The organism is Ruegeria sp. SCP10, from assembly GCF_040329495.1.
Lineage (GTDB): Bacteria > Pseudomonadota > Alphaproteobacteria > Rhodobacterales > Rhodobacteraceae > Ruegeria.
The window spans coordinates 15,105-33,865 of record NZ_JBDZYF010000012.1 but is presented as its reverse complement, the minus strand read 5'-3'; the positions used below and the strand labels follow the sequence as shown (position 1 = coordinate 33,865).

The window sequence follows — 18,761 nt, the reverse complement described above, 5'->3', positions numbered from 1 at the left end:
TAAATCTGGGTTGTTTGGTGCGTCAGACCGAACCGATCCGAGGCGCACCGAGCATCGCTATTTTTGTTATGTAATTACATTTACATTAGCAAGGAATCTTTTTCCGGTTTCGCCCCTAAGGCCTGTATCAGCTGTTTGGGTTGTAGACGGTAAACAGCTCTTTCGGCTCATTCACGCCACGCAGCATGTATCGCCCAACCGAGATCAGTTCAGGCTCACACGGATCGGCCGCGCGTGCGACGTCGTCCGATACAAGGATTCTCTGACCCAGAGATTTGTGCATCCCCGCAATCCGTGCGGCCTGATTTACCGCCGGGCCAATCACTGTAAAGTCCAACCGGGTTTCCGATCCGATATTGCCATACAGAATCTCGCCAGAATGCAGGGCCAGCGTGTAGTTCGATACCGGTAGCCCCTCGGCCTTACGCCGCTTATTGAGCTCCTGCATCCGCGTTTGCAGTAGGGGTATTGCCGACAGCGCAGCACGGGCATCTGCGTCAATTTCACCGACATCGAACATGGCCATCAGCCCGTCGCCCATAAACTTAAGGATGTTTCCACCGCAATCGTGGACCACACTAACTGCGACCGCCAAATAGTCATTCAGCATTTCGATGATCTGATCTCCGGGCAGATCCTCGGACATATTGGTGAACCCTTCCAGATCGAAGGTCCAGATCACCGCATCAATCTGCTGCAAAGACCCGCGTCGTATTTCGCCGGACAACACCCGATCGCCGGCATCACGCCCCAGATAGACCCGCATCAGATCCTTTGACATCACCTGGTTCTTCGCAGATTTCAGCGCCAACCCAAGATGCGGCAAAACCGCATTGATCCTTGCCAGGTCGCCATCTTGGAAACCCGTTGGCGCATCGCTGGTCCAAGACATCAGCACCCCGTCGCTGACCTTGTCAGGCCCGGTGTGGCGCACCTGTTCGGACAGATCGAAGGGGATACCGGTCGCGTAGTAATCCGTCGCACCCTCCTCTCGCAGCTCATTCAGCAGCGGAAATCGGCTTGGTTCATTCTGATCCACCAGTTTGACACGGATATCGTCCAAATCTTCGTTCAGCAAAGCATACAAAGGGCTGCGCAACCATTGCTCGCTTGGTGTGTCCGTGTTCTCAAATTTCTCAGATGTTCCGCCACTGGTCCGATACCAACTGTAGCCAAAGCCGCCATAGGCCGGGTGGAGAGTCGACTGTGCCGCATGGAACCGCATCAAAGGGATGCCCTGATCCACCAAAGTGGAACAGAAACCCTCCAGCAGTTCTTCCTGCCTGGCACCTTCCAGTCCTTTCCGGACCAACCAATCAATCAGGTCGAAAAATGCGGGCGGAAGGCGGTCAGAAGAGATCATTTGAGCGTCCATGTAAATTCTTTGCAACAAATGGGGATGGATGCAGCGTTCTACCAGAGGTTACTCGAATCCAGCCAGCCGTCTTAGCATTTTTCGCAGGATCGCAATCTCGTCTGCATCAAACTGACCCGCCAGTTTCGCGTCATATTGCACGGCAATGTCCCGCAGCTCACGATAAGCCGACTCACCCATCGGTGTCAGCGCCAACCACTCCACGCGCCGGTCTTGATCATCCCGCGTGCGTTTCAAAAAACGGCGATTTTCCAGCTGATGCACAGCGCGGCTGATCTTGGTCTTGTGCGTCTTCGCCCGATGTCCGATCTGCTTGGCCGTCATGCTGCCAAAGAGCCCCAGATGAAACAGAACACGCCATTCGGTGCGCAGCATCCCATAGCGATCCTTGTAGACTTTCTGAAAGTCTATCGAGGCGGATTCTGCCGCCTGGTTCAACAGGAACGGCAGAAAGCTCTGAAGGTCAAAACCGTCAGTATCGGGGAATTTATCATTTCTCATGCTTGTTAGTTACAAAAACAACTATTATCCGACAAGCAGCAAACGGAGGAACCCCAATGAATCGTCCGGTAGAACCGCACAGTCTGACGCAGGCCAGCACGCCCGTTGGAACCCATTCCGGCTATATGCCCGGCTTTGGCAATGATTTTGAAACCGAGGCGCTGCCAGGTGCCCTGCCTCAGGGCATGAACAGCCCGCAGCGCTGCAACTATGGCCTGTATGGTGAGCAGCTCAGCGGCACCGCCTTTACCGCAAACCCGCCTGAACGAACCTGGTGCTATCGCATTCGCCCCTCGGTCAAACACTCGCACCGGTATAAGAAGATCGATCTGCCTTATTGGAAATCAGCCCCCTGTATTGATCCGGATGTGATTTCTTTAGGTCAGTACCGTTGGGATCCGGTTCCACATTCCGACGGTGGCCTGACCTGGCTGACCGGTATGCGCACGATGACCACGGCAGGGGATGTGAATACGCAGGTCGGGATGGCCAGCCATATCTATCTTGTCACCGAGTCGATGGTTGATGACTACTTTTTCTCGGCCGATTCCGAGCTGTTGGTCGTGCCACAGGAAGGTCGGCTGAGATTCATCACCGAGCTTGGTATCATCGATCTGGAGCCTAAGGAAATCGCCATTCTGCCGCGCGGGCTGCTGTATCGCGTCGAAGTGCTGGAAGGGCCGGCACGTGGGTTTGTGTGCGAGAATTACGGACAGAAATTCGAACTCCCAGGCCGTGGCCCAATCGGGGCAAACTGCATGGCCAACCCACGCGACTTCAAGGCCCCGGTTGCTGCGTTTGAAGACCGCGAAGTGCCCTCGACCGTAACCATCAAATGGTGCGGGCAATTCCACACCACCAATATCGGTCACAGCCCGCTGGATGTGGTTGCATGGCACGGCAACTACGCACCTTACAAATATGATCTGCGCACCTACTGCCCGGTTGGGGCCATCCTGTTCGACCACCCGGATCCGTCGATCTTCACCGTCCTGACTGCACCTTCGGGCCAACCCGGCACGGCCAATATCGACTTTGTCCTGTTCCGCGAACGCTGGATGGTGGCAGAGGAGACGTTCCGCCCGCCTTGGTATCACAAGAACATCATGTCTGAGCTGATGGGCAACATCTACGGCCAGTACGATGCGAAGCCGCAGGGCTTTGTCCCCGGCGGGATGAGCCTGCACAACATGATGATCCCGCATGGGCCAGATCGCGAGGCGTTCGAAAATGCCTCGAACGCCAATCTCGGGCCCGACAAGCTGGACCGGACGATGTCCTTCATGTTTGAAACGCGCTTCCCGCAGCACCTGACCGAGTTTGCAGCCAGTGAAGCGCCCTTGCAGGATGACTATATCGATTGCTGGACTTCGCTGGAAAAGAAATTCGACGGCACCCCCGGCAAAAAGTGAGACCGAGATGAGCTTTGATGTTTGGATCACTTATGCCGCCACGGTGCTACTGCTGATGAGCCCTCCGGGGCCCAGCCAATTGTTGATGCTGTCTAACTCGGCGACAAATGGCTTGGGTCGCGGGCTTTTCACGGCGGCCGGAGACCTTTCAGCCAACTTGCTGCAAATGCTGGCCGCTGGGCTTGGTTTGGCTGCCATCATTGCGACCTCGGGGGTGGCGCTGTCTATCATCAAATGGCTGGGTGTGGCCTATTTGGTATTCCTCGGGGCTAAGATGATCCTGGGGGCAAAACGCAGAACCACACAAGCCGCGCTACGCACCAGCCGCAAGGCGCTATGGATGCAAGGATTTGTCACGTCGGCTGCAAATCCCAAAGCTGTGGTGTTCTTCGCGGCTCTGTTCCCGTTGTTTATCGACGGTGCGCTGCCATTCTGGCCCCAATTCGCGATCCTCTCCGCCACTTATCTGGTCATAGACGGGCTTTTTCTGACCGCCTATGGCGGCACCGCCAGCTGGCTGGCCGCACGACTAAGGAGCTCGGCACGGTCATGGCTGGATCGGGCTGGCGGCGGTTTCATGATACTTGCCGCCCTTTTGCTGGGGCTGAAATCCCTACGTGACGCGTAATAGACTTAGAAACAAGGATCACAGATGCCTTTGATGAAATCCTGGGTAACTTCGGCCAATGACGCGGCCCACCCCTTTCCGCTGAACAACCTGCCGTATGGTGTCTTTTCGGTTGCGGAAGATGATCTGCGTTGCGGCGTGGCCATCGGTGACATGGTCCTCGATGTAACGGCAGCCGAAGAAACTGGGCTGATCGTGCTTGGCGAAGACCCTCTGTTTGACCTGCCCTTCTGGAACCCTCTGATGGAACAAGGGCCCGCAGTATGGGCCGCCTTGCGCAACCGACTAACTGAGTTGCTGTCGGAAGGCGCAGAAGAGCAGGACAAGGTCGAACCCCTGCTGGTGTCGCAGGACGACGTACAGATGCACATGCCTTTGGCAGTCAGTGAATACACGGACTTCTACGCGGGCCGGCACCATGCCACAAATGTGGGCACCATGTTTCGCGGGCCGGAAAATGCGTTGCCACCGAACTGGCTGCATATTCCGATTGGCTACAACGGACGTGCTTCATCAGTCGTGGTATCCGGCACGGATATTCGCCGCCCTTGGGGCCAGTTGAAGGGACCCAACGACGCCCTGCCCCGGTTTGCGCCTTCGCAACGGTTCGATATCGAGCTTGAGATGGGTGCCATTGTGGGAACCCCATCTGACGGTCCGATCTCGGTACAGGAAGCAGATGACAACATTTTTGGCTATGTGCTGCTGAATGATTGGTCGGCTCGAGATATCCAGGCGTGGGAATACCAGCCATTGGGGCCGTTCCAGGCAAAAGCCACCGCCACTTCGATCAGCCCCTGGATCGTCACCAAAGCCGCACTGGAGCCGTTTCGCTGCGACACCCCTGCAAGAGAGTTCGAATTGCTCGATCACCTGAAGGATTGCGGCCCGATGCTCTACGATATCGAGCTCGAAGTGACGATGGCCCCTGCGGGACAGTCAGAGACGGTAATCGCCCGGACCAACTATAACGAGATGTATTATTCCGCAGCCCAGCAGCTGGCCCATCACACCACATCAGGCTGCCCGATGAATACCGGAGACCTGTTGGGCTCGGGTACCATCTCTGGCCCTGAAACCCAAAACCGGGGATCGTTGCTGGAACTCAGCTGGGGTGGGAAAGAGCCCCTGACGCTGGATAGCGACGAAAGCCGCAGCTTTGTTCAGGATGGCGATACGCTGACCTTGAAGGGGCACGCCAAGGGCGACGGCTATGTGATCGGGTTTGGCACCTGTTCGGGAACGATCCTTCCTGCGCTTGAAGACCCTTACAAAAGATGAGGCGCTGATCTTAGCTTGCGCGACGCGCCTATCAGAGGTGAAGAATGACTGAGACCATCTTGTATGACTACTGGCGTTCTTCGGCCAGCTATCGGGTACGGATTGCGCTTAATCTGGCTGGGATTGCGTATCGCTCGGTCTCGGTCGATCTGACGAAGGCGGCGCATAAATCTGACCAGCATCTTGGCCGAAATCCGCAAGGCCTGGTGCCCGTGCTTGAGATTGACGGCCTACAGCTGACTCAGTCATTGGCCATCATCGATTATCTGGATCAGACTCGACATCTTGGCCTTCTGCCGACCGAACCAGCGGCACGCGCCAAAGCACAAGCATTGGCGCAATCTATTGCGATTGACATCCACCCGGTTTGCAATCTCTCAGTGGCCCGATATGCGACGCATCTGAGCGGTGATGCCGAAGGGATGCCCGGGAATTGGATGAAGCGCTTTATCCGTCCGGGCCTGCTGGCTTTTGAAACCCTGCTCGGCAATTTCGAACAAACCCCCTACTGCACCGGCAAACAGCCGGGCCTTGCTGATCTGTGCCTGATCCCACAGCTATACAACGCACGCCGGTATCAGGTTGATCTGGCTGATATGCACTGCCTTCTGAGCGTCGAGGCCGCCTGCGCAAACCACCCGGCCTTTGCCGCCGCGCACCCGGACCGGCATCAACCATAATCTCGCACACAGAACCTGTGTAGAGCTACAAGTATGCCTGTCAGAAGTCGCTATTGCGGCTATCGCAATCTACTGATCGAGAGGCCCGAACTTAAGACCTGTGTGGCCAGCTGTTTTTTGGGTTACTCTTGGTCCTTCTTCACCAACTGCGCCGCGAAGGCAACGCCGGTCCCCGGACCTGCATACGTGACCATAATTACATCATCTACGTAGACGCCATTGAAAATTCCGGATGACACATCATCCCCCGATATACCGGCCTCAGCCAACACAAATCGGGTGGGATCATCCAGACTGAAGGTGCCCATGGCTTCTTCGACGATCCACTCGGTCTCACCGATACGTCGCCAGCGGTTGGTGGCGGTGATCAGGTTGCCGTCCAGCTTGGTGATCTCCAGCTCCATCTCTGTGCGCAGCAGACCTTTGTCGTGGTTCGGGTTCGATTTGGCAAAAGCCACCAGATAGGTGCCGTGCCAGGTACCAACGATCTGAGGGAAGCCGCTGCCATCGTCGGCAGTGATAGGGGTTGCGAATGTCAAAGCGATAGAGAGGGCGATGCCACGGGCAAGAAATTGTATCATAGAAAACGGTTCCGATTGCTGGGTTGAATGCTCCCACGCTATCGTAGTGCAGACGTTTCGCAAGCTTTCTAAGCGCATCGCATGTAATGCTTGGTCTTTCCACTTAGGCTATCGAACGCTGCCAATCGTCTTAGGTTGAGGTGGAATTCGCTTCACGTTTTGGTTCTGGCTCAAGGATTTGTTCGATGCCGAAAGCTGTTGTTTACACCGGTGGATGCCTGTGCGGGAACATCCGGTTTGAAGCCCTTGGGCCAGCACTCAACCCACACACATGTTCTTGCAGGATGTGTCAGCAGCACACCGGTGCACTAACAGCCGTGTGGGTCGAGTTTCCCAGGGACTCAGTAGCTTGGACTGGGCCCGGAGGGGCACCCACCGCCTATCGGTCCTCTGACTATTCCAATCGCGCTTTCTGCCCAAAATGCGGAAGCAGTTTGGGCGCGATCGACGATGCGCCGACAATTGCGCTGTTGACAGGATGTTTCGACAGCCCAGATCGGAAGGACTTGATCCCTGCCACACACTCCTATCGTGGGGCGCGTCCAAAGTGGTGGAACGTCAACATCAAAGCCGACTAACGGAGCTTTCGCACTGTCGTTTGAGGGTTATATTTGAAACAAATGTGAACAAAAAAACCGGCGCCAGAAGCGCCGGTTTCTAAGCGTTTACTGTAGGCGACTGTGGCGGGATATCAGCCGAACACACGCCCCAATGCGCCATCGACCGCATCGGTGATCTGGTCGATATCATCTGCCGTCGCAATCAGCGCGGGCGAGAAGCACAGCGTGTTGTTCCGACCGGGGACCGAGCGGTTGGTGACGCCGATGATCACGCCCTGCGCCATGCAATCGGCAACCACGGCCTGTGCGAGTTTTTCGTCCACCGGCTCTTTGCTACCACGGTCTGCGACCAACTCGGCGCCCAGGAACAGGCCTTTACCACGGACGTCGCCGATGACCTTGTGCTTCTCCATCAGCGCCTGAAGGTTGCCTATCATCCGGTCACCCATGGCCGCACAATTGCCCAATAGGTTCTCATCCTCGATAATCCGCATGTTCTCGATTGCAGCCGCCGGACCCGCGGTGCAGCCCCCGAAGGTTGAGATATCACGGAAATAGTTCATGGGGTCAGCCGCATCGTCCTTGAACATGTCAAAGACTTCTTCGGTGGTTACGAGGCAAGCAATGGCTGCATAGCCCGAAGCAACACCCTTGGCCATGGTCACAAAATCAGGCTTCACGCCGTATTGCTGGTAGCCAAACCAAGTGCCAGTCCGACCAACGCCGCAGACGACCTCGTCAATGTGCAGCAGCACGTCATATTTCTTGCAGATCTCTTGCACGCGCTGCCAGTAGCCTTCGGGCGCTTCGATCACGCCACCCCCGGCGGTGACCGGCTCAAGACACAGCGCACCGACGGTGTCTGGGCCTTCGCGCAAGATTACCTCTTCAATCTGATCCGCAGCCCATTCACCGAAATTCTCTTCGGGCGCGCCGTCCAACTCGTGCTTGCGGTACTCCATGCAGTGCGGCACGCGGATGAAATCGGGCGCGAACGGCCCGTATTGCGCGTTACGCTCATCCTGCCCGCCAGCCGACATCGCGGCCAGAGTCGAGCCGTGATAGTCGCGGTCGCGATACAGAATTTTGGTTTTCTTGCCGCCATAGCGCTTATGCGCAATTTGACGGATCATCTTAAAGGCTTTCTCGTTCGCCTCGGAGCCTGAGTTGGTGTAATACACCCGGCTCATGCCCGGCATCTTTTCAATCAGTTTTTCCGCAAACAGCGCACCGGGAATCGAGCCCGCCGAATTGGCAAAATAGCATAGCTTCATCAGCTGGTCATAGACGGCCTTGCAGATCGATTCGCGGCCATAGCCGACATTCACGGTCCACACGCCACCGGAGACCGCATCCAGATGCTCTTTGCCTTTCTGGTCCCAGACACGCATGCCCTTGCCTTCGACGATGATGCGGGGATCATTGGTTTCAAAGGGTTTATGCTGGATCAGGTGATGCCAGATATGAGCGCGATCGGCCTCAACCACGCGGGAAAGATCGTTTTCACTGAACGTTCCGTCCATGACATGTCCTTTCAATCAGGTGCGGTGTGTAGGATGTGGGTTAGGTCCCACAATAACATGTGTTCAAGATGGCTCAGATCACCGCGAATGACCGATGGAATATAGGGCCAGATCGCATGTTAGCATAAAGCCAGAACTCATGTTTGGCGTATTTCTACGGGTTTGTCAGCGGCGCATGTTTGTGCTCAAGTCGGCCAACACGCGAATGGGGAGGATTGGCGTATGCAAGCAACCAATATATACGAGCGTCATCTGGACAAGACCCGCGCGAACTACACGCCGTTATCCCCGCTCAGTTTCATTCAAAGGACGGCGGCCGTCTATCCGGATTACCCGTCCGTCGTATATGGAGATCGCCGGTATACCTGGGCACAAACCTACAGCCGCTGCCGCAGGTTGGCCTCGGCCTTGGTGACGCGGGGTGTTGGAAAAGGCGACACAGTATCTATCATCGCCGCGAATATCCCCGAACTTTATGAGGCACATTTTGGGGTGCCGATGGCAGGGGCTGTTCTGAACGCGATTAACACACGGCTGGATGCGCCGATCATTGCCTTTATCCTGACCCATGCCGAGGCAAAGGTTCTGCTGGTTGATCCAGAGTTTTCAGCGGTGGTCAAAGAGGCGCTGTCGCAGATCGAGCACGACATTCTGGTTGTCGATATCGAAGACCGCAGCTTTGACGGCGGCGAAAGACTGGCGGATCTAACCTACGAGGCGCTGTTGGCAGAAGGTGACCCGGACTATGATTGGCAGTTGCCTGACGATGAATGGGACGCGATTACGCTGAACTACACATCCGGGACCACGGGCAACCCTAAAGGAGTGGTCTATCACCACCGCGGTGCGGCGTTGAACGCGCAGTCTGATCTGCTCGATTGGAACATGCCGCGCCATTCTGTCTATCTGTGGACCCTACCGATGTTCCATTGCAACGGTTGGTGTTTCCCCTGGGCGATGGCTGCGAATGCGGGGGTGTCAGTCTGTCTGCGCGCCGTTCGGGCAGAACCGATCTATGCCGCATTCCGGGATGAGAAGGTTACCCATTTTTGCGGGGCGCCGATTGTTTTGAATATGCTGGCACATGCGCCGGATCATCTGAAAAAGTTCGATCATCAGATCAAGGTGATGACAGCAGGTGCTCCGCCACCCGCCGCGGTCATCGAAGCAATGGAGGCGATGGGGGTTGAGGTGACCCATGTTTATGGCTTGACCGAGACATACGGTCCTTCAGTTGTCTGCGCTTGGAAAGAAGAATGGAATGCGCAAGGTCCCGAGGATCGTGCGGCGCTGAAGGTGCGACAGGGCGTACCCTATTCGGCGCTATCCGGGCTAATGGTAGCCAATCCCGAGACGCTGGAGCCTGTTCCGGCAGATGGCGAAACCATGGGTGAGATCTTCATGCAAGGTAATGTGGTGATGAAAGGGTATCTGAAAAACCCGGATGCCACTGATGCGGCGTTCAATGGCGGGTGGTTTGCGTCAGGCGACCTGGGAGTGATGCATCCAGACGGCTACATCGCGCTGAAGGACCGGTCCAAGGACATCATCATCTCGGGGGGAGAGAATATCTCATCCGTCGAGGTGGAAGGTGTTCTATACAAGCACCCTGCGGTGATGGAGGCAGCGGTCGTTGCGCGCCCGGACGAAAAGTGGGGTGAAACACCCTGTGCCTTCGTCGAGCTGAAGCCCGATGCCAGCACGACCGAAGCGGAACTGATAGCGTTCTGTCGAGATAACATGGCCCATTTCAAAGCCCCCAAAACGGTTGTGTTTGGAGCCTTACCAAAGACGTCTACCGGAAAGATCCAGAAATTTGTCTTACGTGATCAGGCACGGGCGTTGAAGTAGGTCAAACGACAAAACCTCACCCATCCACAAGGCGCGATCGCGGTGATCAGCAAGGCGACGCCCGGTATCAGGTTGGGTCAACACTTTCAGTCAATGACGATCTAGATCGCCCACAGCATCACTCGATCAAACGCGCCAGCAACAAACCCCAATTGGCGGCTCAAGCGCAGGTGGGCAGCGAGATACGCATGATGCGGCCTCATATTGCGTCACACCTGTGTGCCGCACCGCTCGAGCGCTTTCTATCTGGTTTTACTGCTAGGTTTTGGTGGAGCCTAGGGGAGTCGAACCCCTGACCTCTTGCATGCCATGCAAGCGCTCTCCCAACTGAGCTAAGGCCCCATCTAGGTACTGCCGCAGCAGTGGACGGACGTTTATGAGACGGGGGCGGCGAGTGCAAGTCCAAAATTGGAAACGCGCCAAACTTTCCGTCTGGATCCAAGAGATGTCCCGAGGCCGCCTCAAGCCGCCTCGGGGCACAGATCAGTTTTCGTCTTCGGAAGACATATCCTTGATGTCATCCAACGATACATCGTCGTTGTTGTCATCGTCATCATCCAGCAGATCGTCGTCAAGATCCACATCGACGTCTTCGTCATCGTCCAGAACCAGATCGTCTTCGGAGGCGTTCTCGCGCGCTTTGGCCGTTGCCGCATCTTCGGCATCAGCGGCGATCATCCGGCTTTTGCCGGTTTCAAGCTCCACAACCTCGCCCGTGTAGGGGCTGACGATCGGGTCTTTGTTCAGGTCATAAAACCGCTTACCGGTGGTCGGGCAAACGCGCTTTACGCCCCATTCTTCCTTGGGCATGTCAAATCCCCTTGATATCAGGTGAGTCGTCTAAAAGATTCAGTTCACCTGCCACAGGCGGCGGGCACTGTCAAAGCCTTTGCGCGGAAGAGGACGGGATATGGGAGAACACGCTTTGCCGGGAACGCCGCCGGTGCCGCTGACGCTGCGCAGATCAACGCGGGCGCGGCGGATCAGCCTGCGGATTTCCCAGTTGGATGGGCGGGTTACGCTGACCTATCCGCATGGCGTGCCCGAGGCTGAGGCTCTGAGTTTCGCGCGCAGCAAAGAGGACTGGATCCGACAGCATTTGGAAGGTCAACCCGATCCCGAACAAGTGCGCGTTGGCAGCGTCATCCCGGTTGAGGGGCGCGAACGTCGAATCGTAAACGCAACCGGCCGACGGGTTTTGTTGAGCGACAATGAAGTTGCTGTTCCAGCCGGGTCAGAAGGGCGCCGTTTGGCCCGCTTTCTGAAAGAGCTAGCGCGGGATCGGCTGACCGAAGCTTGTGATGACTATGCCGCCATGCTGGGGCGCTCCTACAATAGCCTCACTCTGCGGGATACACGCTCGCGCTGGGGATCCTGCAGTTCCGATGGGGGTTTGATGTTCTCGTGGCGGCTAATCCTCTCGCCGCCTGAAGTTCTGCACTATGTCGCAGCGCATGAGGTGGCGCATCTGGTTGAGATGAACCATTCGCCGGCGTTCTGGACGCAGGTCGACCGCATTTTTGGGCCCTATGACACCCCACGCCGCTGGCTGCGCGAGCATGGCGCAACCCTACATCGATACCGTTTTGATGCCGACGCGAGTTGACGCTGCCGTTTTTTGTGATCACATGAAGCCATGTTAGCAACACGTCCCTCAGATTCTCAAATCGCAACGCATGATCGGGTGTACCGTGCCCTGCGCTCCCGAATCTTGCACGGAGAGATTTCACCGGGTGAGGCACTGACCCTGCGGGGGATTGGCAAAGAGTTCGACGTCTCAATGACCCCAGCGCGTGAAGCGGTGCGGCGTTTGGCTGCCGAGGGTGCTTTGATCCTGTCCTCGTCTGGCCGCGTGTCGACACCGGAGCTAACGAATGACCGGATCGAAGAGTTGGCAGCGCTGCGGGCGTTGCTAGAGGTCGAACTGGCCAGCCGTGCTCTGCCGCGTGCGCATATCGCACTGATCGACCGTTTGCAGAGTATTAATATGACCGTCGCCGAAATGGTAACGAAGCGAGATGCGGTGGGATACATCCGGTCCAATCTGGAATTTCACCGTACGCTTTACCTGAGGGCCCAAGCCCCCGCGATGTTGGCCATGGCTGAAACCGTGTGGCTGCAGCTTGGCCCTACGATGCGTGCGCTTTATGGCAGGCTGCGCCGTACCGAGCCGCCGCACTATCACAAGCTGATCATAGCCGCGCTCAAGGCCGGGGATGAGCCCGGCCTGCGTCTTGCCGTGCGTTCGGACGTGACACAGGGCTTACGATTGCTGGTCAGTTAAGCGACGAACCGCCGACCTCTCGAATTCGCACCTGACCATGTCTGTGGTTCTGGTTTGCGCACGCGCTCTGCGCTAGGCTGAGGCAAATCACAAACAAGAGCAGATGTCAGACATGATCAATCGACGGACCTTTTCTATCGGCCTTGGCGCGGCAGTCTTGGCGGGGTGCAGCAGCGGGGGTGCTCCGGCGCGGGCGCCCGCGTCGCGCATGCAATCTGTCCCGAATGCAGGATATGACGCCTGGGTTGCTGGCTTCAAAACCCGAGCGTCTTCTCAGGGCATCTCGCAATCCACCCTGAACCGCGCCTTTCAGGGGGCAGGTTATCTGCCCGGCGTGATTGAGCGTGATCGCAATCAGGTCGAATTCAAACGCTCACTCGAGGATTATCTGGCCATCGCCGCCTCGGATGAACGGATCAGCACCGGCCAGCAGATGCTGCAGCGGTACAACGGCACACTTTCTCAGATCGAAGCACAGTATGGCGTCGACAAAGAAGTGGTCGTGGCCGTTTGGGGACTGGAAAGCCGTTATGGCGCGCGGCGCGGGGATGTGCCGGTGATCTCGGCGACGTCAACGCTGGCCTATGACGGGCGGCGCGGTGCGTTCTTTGAAAAACAGCTGGTGGCAGCTCTGCGTATCATTCAGGAGGGCGACACATCGCCCTCAAACATGACCGGCAGCTGGGCCGGGGCGATGGGTCACACGCAGTTCATCCCGACCTCGTATCTGGCCTATGCGGTTGATTTCACCGGTGACGGCCGCCGCGACATCTGGTCCGAGGACCCGACGGATTCGCTGGCCTCAACTGCCGCCTATCTGTCGCGAGCGGGTTGGGTGCGTGGTCAACCCTGGGGCGGAGAAGTCGGCACCGTCTCGGGCACGCCCGTCGCGGTCCTACAGCCGCAGGTGCCAGGGCCAAAGATCGCCGTGTTCCGCAATTTCAATGTGATCAAGCGGTACAACAACTCGGACAGCTACGCGATTGGCGTCGGGCACTTGTCCGACCGGATCGCCGGGGGCGCGCCGTTCCAAGCCTCGTTCGGGCCGGATGCAACGGGTCTAACTCTTGAGGACAGGAAGGACCTGCAACGCCGCCTGACAGCAGCCGGGTACGACACGCAAGGCGCAGATGGGGTGATCGGCAAGAATACCGAGGCCGCAATCAGCGGCTATCAGCGCGCGAATGGCTTGACCGTAACCGGCAAGCCTTCGGTTGAGTTACTGCGCCGTTTGGGCGGCTGACAGGTTAGGCCGCCAACCCCTTTGAGCCAATATCCAGGAACTTCTGACGGCGGTCTTTAATCAGGGCCGCCGCGTCTTTGCCATCCAGCTCTTTCAGCATGGCAGTGATCGCCGCGCGCACCGACTCAACCGTCTCGGGGCGACCGCGATGGGCACCGCCCTTGGGTTCGGTGATGATGCGATCGCAGACGCCCAACTTGTAGAGGTCTTGCGCGGTCAAACGCAGCGCTTCGGCGGCCTCACGCATCTTCTCGGCATCTTTCCACAGGATCGAGGCGCAGCCTTCGGGCGAGATGACCGAATAGACCGAGTGTTCCAACATCGCAACGCGGTTTGCAGTGGCAAAGGCCACGGCCCCGCCGGACCCACCTTCGCCAATGATGACCGAGACCAGCGGCACGCCGATCTTCAGGCACATCTCGGTCGACCGAGCAATTGCCTCGGACTGGCCGCGTTCTTCTGCCCCTTTGCCGGGATAAGCACCCGCAGTGTCGATCAAGGTGATAACCGGCAGGCCAAAACGACCGGCCATTTCCATCAGACGCACGGCTTTGCGATACCCCTCGGGGCGGGCCATGCCGAAATTCCGCTCAATCCGCGATTTGGTATCCGAGCCCTTCTCGTGGCCGATCACCATCACTGGCTGATCATTGAACCGGGCCAACCCGCCAATCACGGCCAGATCGTCGGCAAAGTTCCGGTCCCCCGCCAACGGTGTGAATTCCGTGAACAAGGCATCGACATAGTCTTTGCAATGGGGGCGTTCTGGGTGACGCGCCACCTGACATTTCCTCCAGGGGGTCAGATCCGCATACAGCTCATCCAGCAGCTTGGCGGCCTTGGCGTCCAGTGCGGCGGCTTCTTCGGCCACATCCATCTCTTCATTGGCGCGGGCCAGCGCGCGCAACTCTTCCGCCTTGCCTTCGATCTCGGCCAAGGGTTTTTCGAAATCCAGATACTGGGTCATGCCGCCTCACCTGCGTGAAATTTCCTAGCTATATGCCGCGTGGTTGCCCCGGATGCAACTCAGCAAGATTTGTGGTTCAAGAATATGCAAATTCAGTCGGGCGAGGAAGAAAGGGAAGACACCAATGGTGACCCGCTACGAAGACCGAGTGCTGCGCGTTCTGAAATATATTCATGACAACCCCGCCGGGGACCTGTCACTGGATGCGTTGGCCGATGTCGCCGCGATGTCGCGGTTCCACTGGCACCGCGTGTTTCGGGCCCTGACGGGCGAGACCTGCGCGCAAGCGGTGCGACGGTTGCGTTTGCATCGCGCTGCGACTTGGCTGTTACAATCCGACAGGCCGGTGCCGCAGATTGCAGCCGAGATTGGGTATCCTAATCTCAAGTCCTTTACGCGGGCATTTTCTCAGGCCTATGGCAGCAGCCCTGCCGCCTTTCGAAAGACGGGCCAGTTTCTTCCGTCGCATCCACATTTCAAAACTGGAGAATATCCCATGTATCCTGTGACGACGCGGACAGAACCCACCCGCCGTATTATTGCCCTGCCCCACAAAGGTGCTTACTCCGAGATCGGTAGAAGTTTCGAAGCCTTCGGCGCCCTGTGTGAATCCCGACAATTGTGGCCCCAGATGGGCCCGGTGATCGGAATTTACCTGGATAACCCTGAAGCGGTGCCCGCGGATCAGCTGCGCAGCTATGCCGGAGCTGAATACAGGGGTGATGAGACGCCCGAGGGCATGGAAGGTATGAACATACCGGGTGGAAAAACGGCGGTACTGACGTTCAAAGGCCCGTATTCCGGCATTCATGCGGCCTATGACAGCCTGTTCGGAAACTGGCTTCCGACCTCTGGTGAGGAACCGGCGGATCAACCATGTTATGAGGTCTACCTCAACGATCCACGCGAGACTGCGCCCGAGGATCTGCTGACGGAAATCTGCCTGCCCTTGAAATGATCAGTTGGGCCAGAGAACTGGATAGAGCGACGCGATCAACAGCGCGGCCATGGTCCAGTTGAACACCACCAACCGGCGCGGATTCGTCAGGAACCGCGCCATTTGTTGCCCCAGTACCGTCCACGTGCTGACCGAGGGCAAGTTGACCGCCCCAAAAACAAGCGCGACGATGAGGATGACATTCAGCGTCTGGCCCGGCGCATAGGCGGTTGTGGCGGTCAGGGCCATTGCCCAAGCCTTGGGGTTGACCCATTGGAACGCGGCCGCCTGCAAAAAAGTCATCGGCATACCGACCTCGGCGCTGTTCTCAGTTGGGGCTGCATGCGCGATCTTCCAGGCCAGGTACAGAAGATATACGACCGAGGCGATTTTCAGCACCGTGTAACTGATGGGATACTGATTGAACAGTTGCACAAGGCCAGCGCCCACCAGCAGGACCATAAAGGTAAAGCCCAGACCAATCCCAAGCATATGCGGGATTGTCCGGCGAAATCCGAAATTCGCACCCGAAGCCATCAGCATTAGGTTGTTCGGCCCCGGTGTGATTGAGGAAACGAAAGCAAAGGCAATCAGGGCGAGCAGGATATCGTAGGTCATGGGACGAATAATTGCGGCAACTTGTACAAATGAAATTGCGTTCTTGTGCGTTATTGCCCTAGTTTCACAATGAATGGCGAAAATTGATCAAATAAACCGTGATATATTGCGTGAACTGACTGCGGATGGGCGCATCAGCAATCTGGAACTGGCGGATCGCGTTGGTCTGTCCCCTTCGGCCTGTTTACGACGGGTGCAGGAGCTTGAGAAGGCCGGGGTGATCTCGGGCTATCGCGCTGTCTTGAACCCGGTTGCTCTGGGCAAAGGTTTTGTCGCCTATATCGGCGTCGGTTTGGGTGAACATACCAAAGCGGCCCAGGAAGGGTTCGAGCGTGCGCTGCAGCGTGCGCCCGAGGTTGTCGAGTGTCACAACATCACCGGAACGATCGAGTATCTGCTGCGCGTAGAATGCGCGGACCTGCCATCCTACAAAACCTTCCATACCGAAGTTCTGGGCACGCTGCCGCACGTGACGTCGATCACCTCTTATGTGGTGATGGGATCCCCCAAGGATCAGCGCGCCTGAGCTTGATATTGTGATCTATCACTCCCTTGCGAGGTAAAAAATCTCGTCATAGTGTTGTTTCAATGACGACGCCGATGGGTCCAGCCCGAAGCAAGGCGCGCACAGGGAGACAAATATGAACTACATTCCAACAGGGGTAGTGGCGTCAGCCATCGCGCTTCTCGCCGGAGTTGCTGTCGCAGCCCCTTTGAAATTGCAACCCGCTGATCCGCAGCCCAGCCCCAAGGCGGGGCTGGATGTGAAATACGCGTGGGAGGGGAACCCCCCACGGAAAGTTCAGAACCTGTCCAAAGTGGACCACCTTTTGAAAAAGGCAAAAGCGGGACCGCCACTAAAGGGTTTGGACTATCGCGATACCGAAGATGGCGACCCGGTTCTGACGTTTGATAAGGCCTACAACGTTGCTGCCGACATTACCGGATACATCCGTTTTGATTCAGCTGGCGTCTATGAACTGGAAACATGGTCGAACGATGGGCTTGATGCGTGGATCGGTGGGCAGCAGATTGGGTATGTGAACGACCGCCAGCCATGCGAAGCCAATCAACGGACCGAGGTTGAAGTTCCGCAAGCGGGTTGGTACCCGTTGAAGATAAAGTACTTCCAGAAATACGGGTCATCCTGCCTGATGATGAAATGGGGCAAACAGGGTGAAAGGTTCACTTGGACGCCAGATGATGTATTTGGACGGTAGCCCGAGAATCCGATGAAAAAGGCGCCGCAATGGGCGCCTTTTTTTATGTTTAGTCAGCCGTTTGCGGCGATCAGTTCAGCCTGTGCGACGATGACTTCGGCCTGTTTGATCGATGCGATGTCGACAAGGCGGCCTTTGTAAACGGTGGCTCCTTCTCCATTGGCTTTGGCCTGCTCCATCGCGGCCAGAATCTCACGCGCTTCCGAAACGGCTTCGTCTGAGGGCGTGAACACCTCATTGGCCAGCGCGATCTGCTTGGGGTGGATCGCCCATTTGCCGACCATCCCCAGCGTGGCGGAACGCTTGGCCTGAGCGATGTAACCGTCGTCATCGCTGAAATCGCCGAATGGCCCGTCGACTGGCAGAACGCCATGTGTACGGCAGGCAGCGACGATAGCGGCTTGCGCCCAGTGCCAAGGGTCAGACCAGTGCTTCTCGCCTTCGCGCAGCATATAGTAGTTCTCTTGCGTGCCGCCGATCCCGGTGGTCTGCATTCCCATCGAGGCTGCAAAATCTGCGGCCCCCAGGCTCATGGCCTGCATGCGTGGAGATGACGCTGCGATCTCTTCGACATGGGCTATGCCAGCGGCGGATTCGATGATGACTTCGAATGAGATCGGTTTGGTCCGGCCCTTGGCGCGCTCGATGGCTGTAACCAGTGCGTCGACTGCATAAACATCGGAGGCGCAGCCGACCTTGGGGATCATGATCTGATCCAGACGGTCCCCCGCCTGTTCCAGCACATCCACCACGTCTCGGTACCAATAGGGCGTATCCAATCCGTTGATCCGAACAGACATGTATTTGCCGCCCCAATCGATGGTGTTCAGCGCCTCGATCACATTGGCCCGCGCGACGTCTTTGTCAGAAGGCGCAACGGAATCTTCGAGGTCCAGATTGATCACATCCGCAGCAGACGCGGCCATTTTGGGAAACAGTTTGGTGTTCGAGCCGGGGCCAAACAATTGGCAGCGATTTGGCCGGGCCGGTGCGGCGGGTTGGATGCGAAAACTCATCGGGACCTCGTGCGAGTAAGGAAATTACGATTTTTCTGTGAATTGAGGTATTAAATTACGCGGGCTGGCGCAACCGTGATTTTG

Annotated in this window: 21 protein-coding genes and 1 tRNA gene; 12 read left to right on the top strand and 10 right to left on the bottom strand. The window is 57.1% G+C overall.

Features of this window, described 5'->3' with window-relative positions:
- Window positions 1-127: 127 nt before the first annotated feature.
- Together ABLN87_RS18850 and ABLN87_RS18845 are read right to left on the bottom strand one after the other, a co-directional pair.
- Entirely contained in the window at window positions 128-1,363 is a 1,236-nt protein-coding gene (locus ABLN87_RS18850; RefSeq protein ID WP_353013266.1) for an adenylate/guanylate cyclase domain-containing protein, read from the bottom strand.
- A gap of 60 nt (window positions 1,364-1,423) precedes the next feature.
- Window positions 1,424-1,876, bottom strand: a complete 453-nt coding sequence (locus ABLN87_RS18845) for a MarR family winged helix-turn-helix transcriptional regulator (RefSeq protein WP_353013264.1) — start codon at window positions 1,874-1,876, stop codon at window positions 1,424-1,426.
- A gap of 56 nt (window positions 1,877-1,932) precedes the next feature.
- Here ABLN87_RS18845 and hmgA point away from each other — a divergent pair, with 56 nt between their 5' ends.
- From hmgA to maiA, 4 genes are read left to right on the top strand one after another with little or no spacing between them, the layout of a single operon-like run.
- Entirely contained in the window at window positions 1,933-3,288 is a 1,356-nt protein-coding gene (gene hmgA / locus ABLN87_RS18840; RefSeq protein ID WP_353013262.1) for a homogentisate 1,2-dioxygenase, read from the top strand.
- Between the two features lie 7 nt (window positions 3,289-3,295).
- On the top strand, window positions 3,296-3,916 hold the full coding sequence (locus ABLN87_RS18835) for a LysE family translocator (RefSeq protein ID WP_353013260.1): 621 nt from the start codon (window positions 3,296-3,298) through the stop codon (window positions 3,914-3,916).
- Between the two features lie 24 nt (window positions 3,917-3,940).
- A complete protein-coding gene (gene fahA, locus ABLN87_RS18830; RefSeq protein WP_353013258.1) occupies window positions 3,941-5,197 on the top strand; it encodes a fumarylacetoacetase in 1,257 nt (418 codons plus the stop codon).
- A 44-nt stretch (window positions 5,198-5,241) separates the two neighbouring features.
- Window positions 5,242-5,877, top strand: coding sequence for a maleylacetoacetate isomerase (maiA, locus tag ABLN87_RS18825; RefSeq protein WP_353013256.1), 636 nt, complete (start codon window positions 5,242-5,244; stop codon window positions 5,875-5,877).
- 122 nt (window positions 5,878-5,999) lie between these two features.
- On the opposite strand, the gene ABLN87_RS18820 is transcribed toward maiA, so the two are convergent.
- Window positions 6,000-6,458: a hypothetical protein gene (locus ABLN87_RS18820; protein ID WP_353013254.1), complete on the bottom strand. Its 459-nt coding sequence runs from the start codon at window positions 6,456-6,458 to the stop codon at window positions 6,000-6,002.
- Between the two features lie 185 nt (window positions 6,459-6,643).
- On the opposite strand from ABLN87_RS18820, the gene ABLN87_RS18815 reads away from it, so the two are divergent.
- The gene (locus ABLN87_RS18815; RefSeq protein ID WP_353013252.1) at window positions 6,644-7,036 is read left to right on the top strand and encodes a GFA family protein; all 393 of its coding nucleotides are present in this window, start codon (window positions 6,644-6,646) and stop codon (window positions 7,034-7,036) included.
- A 113-nt stretch (window positions 7,037-7,149) separates the two neighbouring features.
- Here the strand turns inward: ABLN87_RS18815 and ABLN87_RS18810 are convergent, their stop codons facing one another.
- Window positions 7,150-8,541: an aspartate aminotransferase family protein gene (locus tag ABLN87_RS18810; protein WP_353013251.1), complete on the bottom strand. Its 1,392-nt coding sequence runs from the start codon at window positions 8,539-8,541 to the stop codon at window positions 7,150-7,152.
- 222 nt (window positions 8,542-8,763) lie between these two features.
- Here ABLN87_RS18810 and ABLN87_RS18805 point away from each other — a divergent pair, with 222 nt between their 5' ends.
- The gene (locus ABLN87_RS18805; RefSeq protein ID WP_353013250.1) at window positions 8,764-10,392 is read left to right on the top strand and encodes an acyl-CoA synthetase; all 1,629 of its coding nucleotides are present in this window, start codon (window positions 8,764-8,766) and stop codon (window positions 10,390-10,392) included.
- Here ABLN87_RS18805 and ABLN87_RS18800 read toward each other — a convergent pair.
- The 3 genes from ABLN87_RS18800 to ABLN87_RS18790 form a co-directional block, all read right to left on the bottom strand.
- Window positions 10,363-10,476: a hypothetical protein gene (locus ABLN87_RS18800; RefSeq protein ID WP_353013248.1), complete on the bottom strand. Its 114-nt coding sequence runs from the start codon at window positions 10,474-10,476 to the stop codon at window positions 10,363-10,365. The genes ABLN87_RS18805 and ABLN87_RS18800 overlap by 30 nt on opposite strands.
- Before the next feature lie 182 nt (window positions 10,477-10,658).
- Window positions 10,659-10,734: transfer RNA gene (locus ABLN87_RS18795), tRNA-Ala, on the bottom strand.
- A gap of 141 nt (window positions 10,735-10,875) precedes the next feature.
- Window positions 10,876-11,202, bottom strand: a complete 327-nt coding sequence (locus ABLN87_RS18790; protein ID WP_170531503.1) for a TIGR02300 family protein — start codon at window positions 11,200-11,202, stop codon at window positions 10,876-10,878.
- A gap of 100 nt (window positions 11,203-11,302) precedes the next feature.
- On the opposite strand from ABLN87_RS18790, the gene ABLN87_RS18785 reads away from it, so the two are divergent.
- The 3 genes from ABLN87_RS18785 (at window position 11,303) to ABLN87_RS18775 (ending at window position 13,919) form a co-directional block, all read left to right on the top strand.
- Window positions 11,303-11,998, top strand: coding sequence for a M48 family metallopeptidase (locus ABLN87_RS18785; RefSeq protein ID WP_353013246.1), 696 nt, complete (start codon window positions 11,303-11,305; stop codon window positions 11,996-11,998).
- Between the two features lie 30 nt (window positions 11,999-12,028).
- Window positions 12,029-12,676, top strand: a complete 648-nt coding sequence (locus ABLN87_RS18780) for a GntR family transcriptional regulator (protein WP_353013244.1) — start codon at window positions 12,029-12,031, stop codon at window positions 12,674-12,676.
- A 112-nt stretch (window positions 12,677-12,788) separates the two neighbouring features.
- On the top strand, window positions 12,789-13,919 hold the full coding sequence (locus ABLN87_RS18775) for a lytic murein transglycosylase (RefSeq protein ID WP_353013243.1): 1,131 nt from the start codon (window positions 12,789-12,791) through the stop codon (window positions 13,917-13,919).
- Between the two features lie 4 nt (window positions 13,920-13,923).
- Here the strand turns inward: ABLN87_RS18775 and ABLN87_RS18770 are convergent, their stop codons facing one another.
- Window positions 13,924-14,886, bottom strand: a complete 963-nt coding sequence (locus ABLN87_RS18770) for an acetyl-CoA carboxylase carboxyltransferase subunit alpha (protein WP_353013241.1) — start codon at window positions 14,884-14,886, stop codon at window positions 13,924-13,926.
- A 124-nt stretch (window positions 14,887-15,010) separates the two neighbouring features.
- Here ABLN87_RS18770 and ABLN87_RS18765 point away from each other — a divergent pair, with 124 nt between their 5' ends.
- On the top strand, window positions 15,011-15,844 hold the full coding sequence (locus ABLN87_RS18765; RefSeq protein ID WP_353013239.1) for an AraC family transcriptional regulator: 834 nt from the start codon (window positions 15,011-15,013) through the stop codon (window positions 15,842-15,844).
- Here the strand turns inward: ABLN87_RS18765 and ABLN87_RS18760 are convergent, their stop codons facing one another.
- Entirely contained in the window at window positions 15,845-16,441 is a 597-nt protein-coding gene (locus ABLN87_RS18760; protein ID WP_353013238.1) for a LysE family translocator, read from the bottom strand.
- A gap of 73 nt (window positions 16,442-16,514) precedes the next feature.
- Between ABLN87_RS18760 and ABLN87_RS18755 the strand changes: the two genes are divergently transcribed.
- Window positions 16,515-16,967: an Lrp/AsnC family transcriptional regulator gene (locus ABLN87_RS18755; RefSeq protein WP_353013236.1), complete on the top strand. Its 453-nt coding sequence runs from the start codon at window positions 16,515-16,517 to the stop codon at window positions 16,965-16,967.
- A gap of 115 nt (window positions 16,968-17,082) precedes the next feature.
- Window positions 17,083-17,661, top strand: a complete 579-nt coding sequence (locus ABLN87_RS18750; protein ID WP_353013234.1) for a PA14 domain-containing protein — start codon at window positions 17,083-17,085, stop codon at window positions 17,659-17,661.
- 53 nt (window positions 17,662-17,714) lie between these two features.
- Here ABLN87_RS18750 and ABLN87_RS18745 read toward each other — a convergent pair whose 3' ends face one another.
- On the bottom strand, window positions 17,715-18,677 hold the full coding sequence (locus tag ABLN87_RS18745) for an L-malyl-CoA/beta-methylmalyl-CoA lyase (protein WP_353013232.1): 963 nt from the start codon (window positions 18,675-18,677) through the stop codon (window positions 17,715-17,717).
- Window positions 18,678-18,761: the final 84 nt, after the last annotated feature.

Bases quoted from the DNA above. Each gene is read 5' to 3' on its own strand.
- ABLN87_RS18850 (WP_353013266.1), bottom strand. From the start codon at position 1,363: ATGATCTCTTCTGACCGCCTTCCGCCCGCATTTTTCGACCTGATTGAT.
- ABLN87_RS18845 (WP_353013264.1), bottom strand. From the start codon at position 1,876: ATGAGAAATGATAAATTCCCCGATACTGACGGTTTTGACCTTCAGAGC.
- hmgA (WP_353013262.1), top strand. From the start codon at position 1,933: ATGAATCGTCCGGTAGAACCGCACAGTCTGACGCAGGCCAGCACGCCC.
- ABLN87_RS18835 (WP_353013260.1), top strand. From the start codon at position 3,296: ATGAGCTTTGATGTTTGGATCACTTATGCCGCCACGGTGCTACTGCTG.
- fahA (WP_353013258.1), top strand. From the start codon at position 3,941: ATGCCTTTGATGAAATCCTGGGTAACTTCGGCCAATGACGCGGCCCAC.
- maiA (WP_353013256.1), top strand. From the start codon at position 5,242: ATGACTGAGACCATCTTGTATGACTACTGGCGTTCTTCGGCCAGCTAT.
- ABLN87_RS18820 (WP_353013254.1), bottom strand. From the start codon at position 6,458: ATGATACAATTTCTTGCCCGTGGCATCGCCCTCTCTATCGCTTTGACA.
- ABLN87_RS18815 (WP_353013252.1), top strand. From the start codon at position 6,644: ATGCCGAAAGCTGTTGTTTACACCGGTGGATGCCTGTGCGGGAACATC.
- ABLN87_RS18810 (WP_353013251.1), bottom strand. From the start codon at position 8,541: ATGGACGGAACGTTCAGTGAAAACGATCTTTCCCGCGTGGTTGAGGCC.
- ABLN87_RS18805 (WP_353013250.1), top strand. From the start codon at position 8,764: ATGCAAGCAACCAATATATACGAGCGTCATCTGGACAAGACCCGCGCG.
- ABLN87_RS18790 (WP_170531503.1), bottom strand. From the start codon at position 11,202: ATGCCCAAGGAAGAATGGGGCGTAAAGCGCGTTTGCCCGACCACCGGT.
- ABLN87_RS18785 (WP_353013246.1), top strand. From the start codon at position 11,303: ATGGGAGAACACGCTTTGCCGGGAACGCCGCCGGTGCCGCTGACGCTG.
- ABLN87_RS18780 (WP_353013244.1), top strand. From the start codon at position 12,029: ATGTTAGCAACACGTCCCTCAGATTCTCAAATCGCAACGCATGATCGG.
- ABLN87_RS18775 (WP_353013243.1), top strand. From the start codon at position 12,789: ATGATCAATCGACGGACCTTTTCTATCGGCCTTGGCGCGGCAGTCTTG.
- ABLN87_RS18770 (WP_353013241.1), bottom strand. From the start codon at position 14,886: ATGACCCAGTATCTGGATTTCGAAAAACCCTTGGCCGAGATCGAAGGC.
- ABLN87_RS18765 (WP_353013239.1), top strand. From the start codon at position 15,011: ATGGTGACCCGCTACGAAGACCGAGTGCTGCGCGTTCTGAAATATATT.
- ABLN87_RS18760 (WP_353013238.1), bottom strand. From the start codon at position 16,441: ATGACCTACGATATCCTGCTCGCCCTGATTGCCTTTGCTTTCGTTTCC.
- ABLN87_RS18755 (WP_353013236.1), top strand. From the start codon at position 16,515: ATGGCGAAAATTGATCAAATAAACCGTGATATATTGCGTGAACTGACT.
- ABLN87_RS18750 (WP_353013234.1), top strand. From the start codon at position 17,083: ATGAACTACATTCCAACAGGGGTAGTGGCGTCAGCCATCGCGCTTCTC.
- ABLN87_RS18745 (WP_353013232.1), bottom strand. From the start codon at position 18,677: ATGAGTTTTCGCATCCAACCCGCCGCACCGGCCCGGCCAAATCGCTGC.